This is a genomic window from Bradyrhizobium sp. 45, assembly GCF_023073155.1.
Lineage (GTDB): Bacteria > Pseudomonadota > Alphaproteobacteria > Rhizobiales > Xanthobacteraceae > Bradyrhizobium > Bradyrhizobium canariense_D.
The window spans coordinates 23,585-36,776 of record NZ_JADPIX010000049.1 but is presented as its reverse complement, the minus strand read 5'-3'; the positions used below and the strand labels follow the sequence as shown (position 1 = coordinate 36,776).

9 protein-coding genes are annotated in these 13,192 nt (G+C 63.6%); 2 read left to right on the top strand and 7 right to left on the bottom strand.

Annotated elements, in window-relative coordinates:
* Positions 1–60 precede the first annotated feature (60 nt).
* From IVB42_RS06675 to IVB42_RS06660, 4 genes are all read right to left on the bottom strand, one after another.
* Positions 61–894, bottom strand: a complete 834-nt coding sequence (locus tag IVB42_RS06675) for a hypothetical protein (RefSeq protein ID WP_247370416.1) — start codon at positions 892–894, stop codon at positions 61–63.
* 275 nt (positions 895–1,169) lie between these two features.
* Positions 1,170–4,448 (bottom strand): UvrD-helicase domain-containing protein, encoded by a 3,279-nt coding sequence (locus IVB42_RS06670; protein WP_247469974.1) that lies wholly within the window; start codon positions 4,446–4,448, stop codon positions 1,170–1,172.
* Entirely contained in the window at positions 4,448–7,042 is a 2,595-nt protein-coding gene (locus IVB42_RS06665; protein ID WP_247370414.1) for a PD-(D/E)XK nuclease family protein, read from the bottom strand. Before IVB42_RS06665 ends, IVB42_RS06670 begins: the two co-directional genes overlap by 1 nt.
* 353 nt (positions 7,043–7,395) lie before the next feature.
* A complete protein-coding gene (locus IVB42_RS06660) occupies positions 7,396–7,764 on the bottom strand; it encodes a helix-turn-helix transcriptional regulator (protein ID WP_247370413.1) in 369 nt (122 codons plus the stop codon).
* Between the two features lie 435 nt (positions 7,765–8,199).
* Between IVB42_RS06660 and IVB42_RS06655 the strand changes: the two genes are divergently transcribed.
* Positions 8,200–8,925 (top strand): winged helix-turn-helix domain-containing protein, encoded by a 726-nt coding sequence (locus IVB42_RS06655; RefSeq protein ID WP_247370411.1) that lies wholly within the window; start codon positions 8,200–8,202, stop codon positions 8,923–8,925.
* On the opposite strand, the gene IVB42_RS06650 is transcribed toward IVB42_RS06655, so the two are convergent.
* Complete coding sequence (locus IVB42_RS06650) at positions 8,906–9,367, bottom strand: hypothetical protein (RefSeq protein ID WP_247370407.1); 462 nt, start codon at positions 9,365–9,367, stop codon at positions 8,906–8,908. The two genes, IVB42_RS06655 and IVB42_RS06650, sit on opposite strands and share 20 nt — an antisense overlap.
* 37 nt (positions 9,368–9,404) lie before the next feature.
* A complete protein-coding gene (locus IVB42_RS06645) occupies positions 9,405–11,066 on the bottom strand; it encodes a hypothetical protein (RefSeq protein WP_247398948.1) in 1,662 nt (553 codons plus the stop codon).
* Between the two features lie 104 nt (positions 11,067–11,170).
* Here IVB42_RS06645 and IVB42_RS06640 point away from each other — a divergent pair, with 104 nt between their 5' ends.
* Positions 11,171–12,511 (top strand): hypothetical protein, encoded by a 1,341-nt coding sequence (locus IVB42_RS06640; RefSeq protein WP_247370401.1) that lies wholly within the window; start codon positions 11,171–11,173, stop codon positions 12,509–12,511.
* Here IVB42_RS06640 and IVB42_RS06635 read toward each other — a convergent pair.
* Positions 12,490–12,906: a hypothetical protein gene (locus tag IVB42_RS06635; RefSeq protein ID WP_247370396.1), complete on the bottom strand. Its 417-nt coding sequence runs from the start codon at positions 12,904–12,906 to the stop codon at positions 12,490–12,492. The two genes, IVB42_RS06640 and IVB42_RS06635, sit on opposite strands and share 22 nt — an antisense overlap.
* Positions 12,907–13,192 lie beyond the last annotated feature (286 nt).

Genomic DNA, 13,192 nt, shown 5'->3' with positions numbered 1-13,192 from the left:
GCCGACCTCGTATGCGATCGACATCGTCGCGGAGCCGTAAGAGTTCCGGACGAAGCCGCACTACCTCTTGGGACCCACGAGCATGGCGTGGTGATTGCCGGTCGCGGACGTGTATGGCACCTCGCCGGCATCAATTCCGACCGATTTCAAACCTTCGATCAATGCTTCGGCCACCGGCTTTAGGGCGGCTTGATGTCCAGGGTGCAGCTCGATCTCGACATTCTGAGCCAGCGCCGATCCCGGGAGCGGACGGCTCGTACGCTGTATGGCCGACGCGCCGGGCAGGGGCGAACAGTCGATCTGTCGCCAGCCGGCAACGTGTAGCGCCTCTTCGATGTCCCACAGGATATCCCCAATCTCCCGTTCGAAATGGCTCATTGCCGTATCGAATTCGGTCCCCGCAAACGGTCTCAGCCGGTCAGCAAGCTGCGCCTTGTTCGGTCCGATGACGTGCCGTCTGGTCTTTCTGAACTCGAGGAGCTCCTGCTCCGCCGCGGAGGCCCGATCCAGTGCGGCGGCGAGCTTCCCGCGGTTCTCGTCCTCTGCTTCCCTGGAAGCGATGATGGTCCAGCGAATGCAGAAGAACTCGATTAGAAGACCTAGCCCGATGAGTACATTTGCCGCGATGGAGCTCCAGAATTTCCGATCGGGATGATAATCGTAATAGGATAAAACGATTATCTCGATGATGATTCCGATCAGGATTCCGAGTGTCGCACCCGCCGACCACTTCTCGTAGGTCTCCAGGCGGTCGTGCGGCGACTTTTGCGTCGTATTGACGTCCAACATGAAATGGTCTAAGCGCGGCAGGATCGCGAATATAGCGATCATGGGCCAGGCCGCCAGCGTCTGCGCGAAGGATATAACCGAACCGCTCGTGGCGATCGAGGTCATGTCCCCGACTTCGCAGCGACGGGACTGCGACGTCAAGCGCGCCTTCTACCTAGCACTGCCGGCGATCCAGCACGTCGTCATGGTCGGCACCTTAACATGGCCATCTGGCACGACGCCCGGATGGAGGGCGGATATTGTCAGACGATGCTTCGAAGCCGGGCCACGTGCTAGATCTGATGGCGCTCGGGGCCGCGGTCAGGCGCGACATCTACGACAGCGTCGCTCTCGAACAAGTGTCCCTCAGTGACCGAGGGCCATAATTCTGGCCTCGGCGGTCAACCGGCGAGAGTAACCCAATCGACGTGACCCGTCGTCATGTAGACAATGGCGCCTCGACGCGATCCGGTCGCCCGAAGGTAATGGACGAGTTGTCGCCGATAGGTCGAAAACTCGGCCTCCTTGGGAGCGACGTCGCTCTTCCAGTCGAAGACGACCCTGCCTTCGTCGCGGGCGATCGCGTCGGCCCGGCCGCCGACCAGATCGTCGGGGCCGGCCGTCGTACCGTAGACCGGCACCTCCGCGACGAGCGTTCCGCGGAATCTGTCGACGTCCGGCAGTCGCAACGTCCGCAGCGCGGTCGAAGCGAGCTCCCGTACGTCGATAGCGGCGTGCGTCGGTGCCATCGAAGACAATTGATCGAATAGTTCGTTGGACCGGGTGGTCGCGGCTTCCAGATTCTCCTCCAACTCGCCAGAGATGAGTTCTTCCATCAGCTTATGGAGAAGGATGCCCCGGATGCAGCCTCCTTCGACCGTGGTCGCGGCGCGTGGCAGCTCTTCGCTCGTCTCGAAGGCTAGTTCGCCCGTGATTACGTCGGGGTCACCGTCGCTGGGTTTGATCCAACGGACGCGCGGCGCAGCTTCGATGCGCGATCGCTCTTCCGCGAAGACCTGCGCGGTCTGCCGGTTCGCCACAGGAATGCGAGAGGCGAGGGGCGTGCGGGGGAGGCGGCCGATGTCGAGTTCGGGAACGGTATCCAACTTGAAGTCGAGAAGCTTCGCCCAGGAAGCGTCGTTGCTCCAGGAGAAGTCCGGAATGACCAGGAGCTCCATCGCCCGGGTGCATGCGACGTAAAGGAGCCGCACGTTCTCGTCCCTTTTCTCCGCCTCTTCCGTCCGCAGCGCATCGCCCAGTCCCGGCGGCACCACTTGGCCCAGCGCCCAATGCAGGCTTTCGTCCCGTCTCCGGTGGACGAACGCCTCGGCTCGCCGCGGCATGGACGAGCGGTTGATTGGAATCACGACCGGCCACTCCAGACCTTTCGACGAGTGCACGGTGACGATCTCGATCGACTGTCCGTCGGCCTCCATCATGCCCTCTGGTGACGCCGATCCGCTCGACCATTCGTCGTCGATGTCCGAGGCGAACTGGACGAAGCCGCGGACGTCGTATCTTCGGGCCCGTTCGACGAAGCCGTCAACGTTCGCGAGCGCCCGCGCCGCCTGGTCGCCGCTGCGGGCCGCGACGATGGCGCGGATGCGCAGGCGCTCGATCGCCTCGGCGAGAACGAAGGCGGGTGCCGTTGTGTTGATGCGGCGGCGCAGGTCAGTCAGAACGGTCAGCACTTCCCGTGCGACCGGGTTTCGGACCGCCGCCGGATCGGTCCGGAGCGACAGACCTGAGATCCGGTCGCGCTCGACGGGAAGGCCGGCGGTGATGTCGAGCAGCTCCTGCTCGGTCAGGCCGACGAGCGGACCGCGCATGAGCGCTCCGAGCGCCAGCGTATCACGGGTGTCGGCCAAGGCGCGGATCAGCGCCACCAGATCCTGCGCTTCCTGCCGCTTGTAGAGGTTCTTGCCCGCCTGCGAGGCGAAGGGCAGTCCCGCCTCCTCGAGAGCCCGTTCGTACCGCCAGAGGTCCGTGGAAACCGGTGCGAGCAGAGCGATGTCGCCCGGACAAAGTCGCCTAGTCTGGCCGTCATTGAGCTTGATGTCGACGTTGCCGATGAGGCGCGCGCATACTTCGGCCACAGCCTGAGCTTCCTCGTCGCGGGCACTGTCGACCCTCGTCAACGGAGGAAGCTCCACGGAAACTTTCGCCACGCACGGCAAGCCGTGCTCAGCGGTTGCCTTCGTGGTCTGCAAGGCGACGTAACCGGCCTGTTGCGACGACAGCCGTTCCTCGAAGCAACGGTTCACGTGATCCAAAATCTGGGCGCGAGACCGGAAGTTTGCGGTAACCCTGAGGATATTGTCGGGAAATTGCGCCTCGATCGTCTCGCGCACCTTGAGATACGTCGCCAGGTCCGCACCGCGGAAGCGATAAACCGCCTGCTTCGGATCGCCGACGACGAAAAGGTGGCCGGGCCTGAGCGATCGCGCGTGCCAGGCGCGGTCGTCCTCCGCCATTCCGCACAGCAGAAAGATGATCTCCGCCTGCACGGGATCGGTGTCCTGAAACTCGTCCACCAGAAGCCGCGAGAAGCGCTTGGCGGCGGTCGTCTGGACCGAAGGATGGTCGCGCAGAACATCGCGGCACGTGAACAGAAGGTCGTCGAAATCGAGGACGGCGGCCCGCCTTTTAAAGGTCTCGTACTCCGTCATCACTTCATCGAGCCCGCCCGAGAAGATCCCGATGATGGCCGTCGCGATCCGTCCCATCAACGTGCCGTAAGCCTGGCGGCACCGGCCGAAATGCTCTTCCGCCTGATCGGCAAGCCGCTCGCCGTCCGCACCGCCCGCCTTTCGCCACAACGTCCGGCGCCTGTATTCCCGGAGATCCGACGTACCCTTGCGCATGATCGGCAGCCATGCGGGGTGCGCGAGCTCCAGCAGGCCTTCGAAGTCGGGCAGGGGATCGAAGCGCCCCTGGAAGTGGGAGACCAACGCCTCGAGCGCGACGATGTCGGGATCGGCTTCGGGTGGCACGTCGACCTGGTCGCACCAGCGCCGGAATTCCCGCACGCTCTCCGCGAATTCGACGTCCGCGTGGGCTTCGAGATCGGCAGGCAACGGCCGCGCTCCCCGATGGCGTCGGCGGAATTTGGCGAAGCTGCGCAGCAGTCCTTCGGCGTCGATCGGATCACGCCGAGCAACCGACGCGATCGGATCCCCGGCCGCCGGCGCGGTCCGGTCGAGCCTGCCGCGCCACCACCTGTCGAAGATCGCGTCGAACGCGAAGTCGGCCTGATCGCCGTCCAAGACATCCGCGCCGGGATCGATCGCGGCTTCGACGGAATACGTCTTCAGGAGGTCGTGGCAGAACGAATGGATCGTTCCGCAGGTCAGTTCGTCGAGGCGCTTCGCAGCGGCGCGTAGCATCGAGGTCTGGGCGGCGTCGGGACCCCATGGCAGGGCCGGCCGGAGCTCGTCCGGAATCCGGCCCTCGAGTATGCGATGGAGGTAGGAGGCGATGCGCTGACGCAGTTCGCCCGCCGCAAGCTCGGTGAACGTGATGGCCGCGATCGACCGCGGATCGACCCCGCGCGCGAGCAGCATCACCACGCGACCGGCGAGCAGGGACGTCTTCCCCGTGCCTGCTGCGGCTTCCACCAAAAGGCAGGACTCCAGATCGGTCAACGCCCTGAGACGTTCGGGCCCGTCGACCATCTCCATCACGGAGCGCTCCAATATCGCGAAATGGCTGCGTTGATTTTGTTGCTTGCGGCCAGCTTGCGCCTTTCGTATCCGGGCGACGCCGGGAGCGCCAATCGAAGTTCGTTCGACCTATCGAACGAAAGCCGGCCCGAGGTGACGACGCCCTTGCGCATCATCGAGACCGCGACGTTGACGAAGGCGGCGATCTGCTCGACGGCGGCATCGAGATCGGGAAGCCTGACGGCGAGAGTATCGCCGCGAAGATAGAGCAGCCGGGCGACGACCGTCGGTTCGCCATCGAGCAATTGTCGGCATGCGAGTCCGTACAACGCCCGCTGCAGCTCGGATCCGCCGTCTATCACGATGCCTCCCGCGTTTCTCGGCGCCTCGCCGGTCTTGTAGTCCCAGACGCGGACGGCGGTGCGTGAGCTGTTGAGATCCAGCCGATCGATCGAGCCGCCGAGAGTGACGGGCGTCCCGGGTATCGCGACCGGAATGGTCGGATCCCACGGCAGTTGCCGCTCCGTGGCGACTGCGTTCGGTTGGCCGAACGGCACTTCCGTCCAGCTTCGAGTGCCCGCATCCGTTATCTCCTTCCGCAGCAATCCCGCGAGAGCCAACGATGCCCCGAAATCCACGGTATTGCGCCATAGCAGCGCCGGCGGCGTCTGTCCCCGCAGCGGCCACGCGTCCCTGACCGTCGAGGCGGCGTCCGCGAGAGCGGTTTCGATCTCCGCGTCCGATGCGCGCGCATATCCGGGCACCGGCTCGAGCGCGTCCACAGCGCGCCGCAGAAGCTCATGGACCAGCTTGCCGAACTCGTCGGGCGCGATCGTTAGCGGCTGTTCGCGATCGCGAGGCGCATTCCAGCCGAGCGCGTAGCGCCACACGAAGCCGAGCGGATCCCGCAGCATCCTTCGCAGAGATGTCGCGGACTGCACGCGTTCGATTGATCTCACGACGACCGGATGTTCGGCGTCGAACTTCCCGTCGTGCGGCGTGAACCGCTCGAGATGCCAATCGCGCCAGCACGCATCGGCCGATCGTACGCGCCCGATCTCGGCCGCGTCCTGCGGGCGGGCCATGATGCGATCGGCCTCGTTCCAGGCGTGCTCAGGAACGCGCGCTCTCGAGAGGTGCTCTTCCGGCCGGCCCTCCGAAAGGGGACTTCGGCCCACGCGGCCTCCCTGCCCGCTTCGGCGGCCGCGAGAGAGCACGGCTCGGCCCGTCGCCGCCTCGACGATGATGCGGAAATGTCGTCGGTCGGCTTCGGCGACCGGATCGACATCGACGGTCGCGCTCGAAAGGACGTGATCCGGAACGACGGAGTCGTTGCCTTGGCGGCGAGGCCAGTGCCGGTCCGTCAGCCCGAGAAGCCGGACGAACGGGCGCGGCGAGGTGGCCAGCTCCCGTGCCGAGCACCACACCACGGAGTCAGCAGGGTCGTGGTCGGATTCGAAGCGCGAGGTCCGCAGTGAGAGCTCGATGGCCTCCGGAGGAGCGCTGCGCAACGCGCTCTGCCATAGCTGGAGCGCCCTACCGTGCAGAACGAGGACCGCGGCTTCGGCCGCCGCCGAGATGCCCCGCGCGAGAATATCCACGATTGACAATGCGTCCGCAGCGCCCGCCAGAGACGCATCGCTCGCTGCCGCCGCCGAGATCGCGCGTCGCCACTCTTCAGGCCGCGACAATGTCGCGCCCCGGGGCAGCGCGGCCAGCCAATTCGCGGGCAGGCTTTCGAACGCGCTTCGCTCACCCCGACAGAGGGAAACGAGGCGTCGCAACCGTTGCTGGTTCAGACCGTGTTGAAGCACGTCGGCCAGCGCGGCGCACCGCTGGCCGTCGCGGGTCGAAAGCGCGGGAATCCCGTGCGGGAAGGCCAATCTGAAGCCGGCGTCCGGTGCGAGGGCGCGGAGGTGATCGTCCCAGGGCGTCGTTCCCGCCGACACGATCGCGATCTGGTCTGGATGGGCGGTGCCGGAGGCAATCAGATAGCGAGCCCAGCGCAGACTTTCGATAATCTCATGGTGCGGATCGGCGCACGACACCGTGGCTGGCGCGGCACTGTCCACCTCCGGTGCCCGCACGATCCTTCCCGCGAACCAGGCGGTTTCCGCGCGAGGTGAGGCGATCCATTCGACCGGGACCTCCTTCGCCAACGCGTCGATCAGTGGTCGCCAAAGCGGGGGAATCCAGGAAAGGCGATCGATCGTCAGCGGTCCGATCGTACGGGCCGCGTGCCGCACCCGCGACAGAGCAGCGTTCCGCAGATCGATCGGAAGCGCCGCGGCGAGCGGCAGTTCGCGTCGCACACGGTTCTCGATCAAAGCCAGATCGGCGAGGCGCACATTCGTCGCGTCCGCCCTAAGCGAGACGTCGGCATCCCAAACCTTGCGCAGGGCCCGGGAGACCGCTCGCGTCATGCCTGGAAGGTGGCGCACTTTCTCGATTTCCTGGAAACCGCCCGCCGCGAGAGCTTGCTGGATCGCGCGGTCGAGCTGCTCTGATGGTACTAGCGACCTGAAGCCTCCGGCCAAGCGCGCCGCGAGATTGGGAAGGGTCAGGATATGCAGACCGCTTTCGTTATCTCGGGCTGCGGCGGCGCGGCGCATCCGGAGCGCCAGCGCGCTACCGATTATCGAGGTTCGTAATTGGACCATCTGGTCGAGCCGCCTTTCAGGATTCGCCGGCGATCATCGTATCATCTCGCCGCGGACGAGCCGTCGAAATGGCAACAGAAAGGTTGTTGGTGGCGCAATCGCATGCCGGCCGGAATGTTACCCAGCGGCCCAACATTCCGTGACGGCTGGAGCGTGTCGGGGAACCGTAGGCGATCATGGCGTTCATGGACTACGGTCCGGACGCTTGGGCCTACTTGCTCGGCGTCAGCGACGGGCGTGGACCTTCTGACAAGCGGCCAACCTGCCTGTGAACTTCGGCTGCGCAATGCGTCCCTGACGATCGACTAGCTGTGGGTTCGCCGCCGTCCCGGCCGGCTTAGAAGATCTACGACGGTAGTCTTCAGAACCGCCGCGAGCTTCTCGACCGTTCGCACCGTCGGGTTGGCGCGCCTGGTCTCGATCAACCCGATCGCCGACTGGTCGGTACCGATCGCCCTGGCGAGATCGGCCTGGCTGAGGTCAAGTCTTTTTCGGAGGCGTTTGACGTTCTCGCCGAGGATCTCGGCAGTCGACAGCCGGCCCTCCTGGAATCTCTCCGCAAACGGCTTGTTGGTCTTCTCGCCCTCGACCTGCGGCTCGGTAACGATCGCCGCGCCTGGTCTGCGCCTCGGTCCGGCTATGCGCTTCGCGGCGGTCTTGGTCTGCTTCTTCAACGGTCGGGAATCCTTTAATCCGGGGCGCGTCGCTAACCGGACGGAGCGGACTGGCATGCCCAACCTACCATCCATCGGAGCAAGGATTCGATTTTTGTCCGGAGATTTCCACCGCCGAAGCGATTCCTTGGCGGGGCAAGGTGCAGCGCGACGCCAAATCTGCCACCTGCCGGGGGAAGTCTGACGACCGCTGTTAGCCACATTTCCTACGGCGGTCGCGAGGGACTCGTCGGATGCGCAGCAACTATCGGTCGCGAACGCAACGGAGCCCGCCGGTGGTATTAGCCGAGAGGATGGTGCTGAGCTTGGGCCGGGGGAGACCGCGAGCGGTTTATTGGCGAGACAGCACCGCGGCGCCGCGATTCCTTGCAGTCGTCCATGCGAGAGGTTAGGACGGGAGCTACGGCGCGGCGTCAGCGCCATCAAGGTAGCTAAATGGCGACTTCGATACGGCTGGCTCAAGACCTGGCGAAAGCGCTGGGAATACCCGCGCCGACCGTGTTGCATATCCTCGGCGGCTTGAGATCGGCCGGATTGATCGTTTCGTACGGCAGAGGCCCGAGCGCGACCGCGATGTCCAAGGCCGACGCCAGTGCGCTGTTGGTCGGTCTGGCCTCCGGCGCAGCGGCATCGCATGTCGGCCCTCTGACCAAAAAGCTCCTCGCGATGCCGCTCCGCCACACGTTGAGGCCCACGGTCAAAGGGTTTGGAAAGCTAGTTAATTCCCGCCACCGCTTCTACAACTTCACCGAGACGCACCGGTTCTCCCAGGGGCTCGGCTTGCTTTTGGATGCGCAATACGACGAGCCGGAAGTGGACGACGACGGCTACCGTGTGGACACCACTCCTTTCGATTGGTTGAGCCAGTTGACTGTGACTGTAGGCACCGACGCCCGTCGGTCGGGAGGATTTGCCGTGATCAAGAGCTGGTCCTCTTCGGGGGCCATCGCCAACGTCTACGGCACCTGGGCCGCCGTCGAACCTGAAAGCCCGGGCGAGATCGATCCGGCGAAGCTTTTCGAGCCGAAGATCGGAGCCCTGGTGGCGATGCATATGGGAGGGTCGGCTCTTCGCACGGCCATCGAATCCTTGGCCGAACCGGTCAAGAGCGCGCGCACGCGTCCGAAACGGATAGCAGGGGTCAATCGCCGCGCCGGCTGATGATGAGAGGACCGGGATCTGTCCAAGGTTTGAATACGACGTCGCCCCTGACCACCAGTCCTTGACCGCCTCGCGTCGCCGCGGTTACGCGCCCGAGAAAATCCTCGTACGAAGCGCGGGGCGCAAGCTGTCGGTGGAGTTGCCGAACCGACTGGGCCCCGTAGCGTTCCACCATGAAGGCGACGTCGGTTGCGACGTCCTCCAGACTGATGGACGGCGTCACGACTTCGGCGCCAGCTGTTCGTTCCGGCTTCGGTTTGGTTTCCCAAAGTTCGCCGACGTTTACGGTCCAGCGGCCGTCGGCCCGGCGGAATAGTCCGTCGCCGGGAGTTATGCGGCGGTAGAAATGATGTCTTGTCAACTTCAGCTCGCCGCGGACCGGCTCGGAGATCAGATCGTAGATCGCCTTGGGGCCGAGCGCGCATCGCTGAACGACGATCACCGCTTTCGCCGCAAGTCGGACGGCCCGGCGTTCCGCGCTAGTACGCTTTGCGGGCAAAGATTGTCCTCGCACCGTCGACGAGCCATTTTCCGTCCTTCTCCAGCAGGCTCGGAAATGAAGACGCGGACCGTTCGAGCGACTCAGCGACGTTGATTAGGGGCCTCAAGTAGGCGGGCAGCCTAGCAGCGATTTCTCCGAGGGTCGACGGACCCCGCATGTTGCAGATGTCGATGGCGTAGACGGCGGCCTCCTGATCCAGGGTCAGCCCCCGCGGCCGGTCTTCGGGGAGATCGATCAGCCGCCAGTAGCTGTCCATCAATCTCAGCTGAGGAAAATGCTTGGCCGCCATCCCGAAAGCGTACGACGCGTGGTAGTGAGGCAACGTCCCCCGCGCCTCTTGGGACAGCCGGTCCGTGAGTTCGGGCGTGGTCATTGCGCAGCGGCGGGCCGTCAGGATCGCCACGAGCTCCTGGCCAAGGGCGGGGTAGCCGGGGCGCGCCGTGCGGTTGAAGTAGGGGCTCGAAGGCGTTTCCGGAACGTCGGGCCGATCCGCCAGCCAAAATCTGCCGCCGTTCATTCTTCTGAGTTTCGGATGGCAGGCCTTGATGAGGATGTTTCGTGCGCTGTCCCGTGTGAAATCCAAATGTCTGCCGGCATCCTCCGCCGCGTCGTAGATTTCGTACGGCCCGGCCGGATGATCGATCCTGATCAGATACTCGACGGTGAAGTCGGCGAGATCCTTGCTACGGGCAAGGTCGCGCTTCTGGCTGGCGTGCGCTTTCGTCTCGACGGAGGTGAGGCGGGCCGCCGAAGGTCGCCGCGAGTGGTAGCGGACAGGCATCGGTCGCGCCTCGGTGGAAATCACCGAATCCTTCAGGCGATATTGCCCGTCGAAGGTCCTCTCCAATCGGGGATGGTCGTACCTCTTGAGGACCACACGGGCGTGGGAGCGCGCGAATCCGACCGGATAAACGATGACTGCCGTGTCGTAGATTTCGGCGCCCCCGGCTTGGCGGTTGACGAGTTCGATGAAGGCGACGGCGAAAGCCAGGAAGCACTCGATCCGCGCCGTCGAGTCGTCGATCGCTTCCTGGGCCGGCGAAGGATTCGGCAGGAGCATCTGGACACGGTCGAACGCCTGGATTTCGGCTACGGGGGGTAGAGCGGCCGGAGCCGCCGGGCTGGAGAACGCCAACTCGTATTTCCAGGCTTTGATCAGCAGACGGACCGGGGTCTGGCCACGCCTGAGGATCGCGCGCGTCTTCGGCACCGTTACCCGCCGAGGATCCCAGCCCCCGCCTTCGCCGGCCAGCTTTTCCATTGCCTTGCGCGCTTCGGCATCGATCGGGACCTGAGGAGTGTCCGATGCCGGGAACGGCACGATCGACTCACGTGAGTCATGTGCGTCGTCCACTTCGTTCGTCAGCGGACCGGGAGATCTGCACGCCGAGTCGCGGCCCGAGTCACGCGGCCAGTTTGAGACATGGGCGAGCGATTCCGGACCGGAATTCTCTGAAAGTCGGCCCTGAACAGATTGAAAACCGTGCGCGAATTTGAAGGGAGCGTGTCGGAAAATTGCGCGTAAGTTATTGATTTCGTTCGTGGTGAGAACGGATGCCGCGGGGTTCGAGTCTCTCCAGTTCGAAACCCAAGGGATTGACAACACAAGCGAATTTGCGATTTTCCGACGACTGCTCATTGCATTTTCCGACAACTATCAATTCCCGTAGCAATCAAAGCTAAGGAGGAATAATTGCATATCAATAGTGCTTCTATCAATACAGTGATGCTATATTGGAAATCATGGCAAAGATCGAAATCCAGACTCCTAAATACACCAAACCCTACGCGATGCTTCGGCAAGGCGGCCGGGTGCGTCTGAGATGGGACGTCTCCGGCAAGAACTCGGAGGGCTTCGAGCCCCAGACCAAGTTGCTCGACCCCGATATGGATGTGGCGCTGAGCGAAGCGCAGGAGCTGTACGACCGGCTTCTTGAGCATCGGGCGACGAAGGACTCGCCGGTCATCGTGCTGAAGCCACGTAAAGGAAGTTTGGAGGACCTGTACCAGGAACAGCGCAATCACGTCACCTTCACGGGCTTGATCAGTGCCGTCTCGCGAAAGAGCTACAACCAGGTTCTCAACCACTCCGGCAAGCACCTCCTGAAAATCGAGAGGTTCCGCGGCATGCGAGTGTTCGACCTTCCGGTCAGTGCGATCGACTTGCCGACGGCGCAGGCGATCCTGTACGACATCGCGGATGTCGGGCTCGGCGTCGCCGATCCGAAGGGCTCCAACAAGGCACGCGAGCTATGGCGCCTCGTTTTCAACAACATGCGCGGCGTCGTCGACGGGGTCCCGATTCTGAATCCTTTCGCCGGGACTCGCCACCTCAAGGAGAAGAAGACCCCCGTCTTCGCATCTACGCTGCTGCATGCTGTCTTGTTTGACCATGGTGCTCAACAGGAGGGATGGCCCGGAGTGGGGACCGCCGGACTTGCATCCTATGAGTTTCAGCTCCGCCCGACCGCGACCCTGGCGTCATGGAGGTGCGAGCATTGGAAGCCGGTGGACAGGCCGAGGCAGGTCTACTTGGTTCGGCCCAAAGTAGGCAATTCGAGGTGGATCGATCTCTATGATCGTTGGGGTCAACCGCTCTATCCTGTCATGGAGAATCGGCTCGACGCGCTCAAGGGCGATCGGGTCACGGGTCCCTTGATTCCGCGAGACGGGACCTTTGACGAGGGCTGGGCCCCTTTGGATGCCCAGGAACTGCCGAAGCAGTTTTACACAGTGTTCGACCGCATCAAAGCCAGGGTCAACCTGCCCGAAGAAATGCAATGGAGGTCCTTCCGAAAAGGTGGCATCTCCGAATCCGCCGAGTCCGGATGTACGGAAAACGAATTGATGGCGCTCAGCGGCCATCTCGATCCCCGCACCGCCAAGATTTATGTGCAGGAGACGATCAGGATGATCCACAACAATCAGCTGAAGCGGATCGCGCATAGGACGGAGGTGATTCAAGGACTTATCGCGGTCCGGCAATTCGCCACCAACCACGACACCGAGCTGGATGAGCTCATTCGTCTGCTCAATCCTTTCGTCAAGAAGTCGATCGACGTTCACTCGCCGCTCGCGGCGTGACGTGCGGCCACGAACTTCAGGACCACGTGTTTATGCCAAACGCACTGGATAGTGCCTTTCGCGCGTCTGAAGGACGTGGGTGCCGGAGCTTCGCCGCGCGAGATGGATTTACACAACTCCCTCGTCGTCGGGAAGTCGAGGAAAGCGGCCAAAGTCTCTGCCGTCAATTCCTCCGGCCAAATGACAGGGAAGCGGGCGGGCCTGTTCGGGACGCGCACGAGCGTCGGCCTGGTCGGGACTTTGACAAGCTGCGCACGGCGGGGGAGGGGTTGGGGTTCCTCGGCTGTAAATGATGGATCAGGGGCTTCGGGCTTCCTGCGCTTGCCTCTGACGAATACGATTTCGTCGGAGCCCAGCGCGAACCGACCTTTGTCAATTTTGACTATCTGCTTCATGGCTATCTCGGACCCGCTCTAATGAAACCCGCTGTAGCGCGCGGAGATGGTGAAATCGTCGGGCTCTTCAGGATGGGCCGAGCCGTCGATGATGCTGACGGTCACGATCCAGATCCGGAGGCCGGTATGCTGTCGACGTCGAAGCCCAGCAGTTTGGCCCGCGCAGGTCTCGATCGATCATTATGGGCAAACGCGACAACTCTCCACGGCCGCGGAAGGCGAATGCGCCCGTCTAGCGTCTTCTGCCGCATCCATGGCGAGATCGACGGTCGTCGTCTCGCGGGCG

What these genes read in the sequence shown, in the direction of transcription:
- IVB42_RS06665 (WP_247370414.1), bottom strand. Translation starts at nt 7,042, where the DNA reads ATGCGCCGCGCCGCCGCAGCCCGAGATAACGAAAGCGGTCTGCATATC.
- IVB42_RS06675 (WP_247370416.1), bottom strand. Translation starts at nt 894, where the DNA reads ATGACCTCGATCGCCACGAGCGGTTCGGTTATATCCTTCGCGCAGACG.
- IVB42_RS06635 (WP_247370396.1), bottom strand. Translation starts at nt 12,906, where the DNA reads ATGAAGCAGATAGTCAAAATTGACAAAGGTCGGTTCGCGCTGGGCTCC.
- IVB42_RS06655 (WP_247370411.1), top strand. Translation starts at nt 8,200, where the DNA reads ATGGCGACTTCGATACGGCTGGCTCAAGACCTGGCGAAAGCGCTGGGA.
- IVB42_RS06645 (WP_247398948.1), bottom strand. Translation starts at nt 11,066, where the DNA reads ATGAGCAGTCGTCGGAAAATCGCAAATTCGCTTGTGTTGTCAATCCCT.
- IVB42_RS06640 (WP_247370401.1), top strand. Translation starts at nt 11,171, where the DNA reads ATGGCAAAGATCGAAATCCAGACTCCTAAATACACCAAACCCTACGCG.
- IVB42_RS06670 (WP_247469974.1), bottom strand. Translation starts at nt 4,448, where the DNA reads ATGGAGATGGTCGACGGGCCCGAACGTCTCAGGGCGTTGACCGATCTG.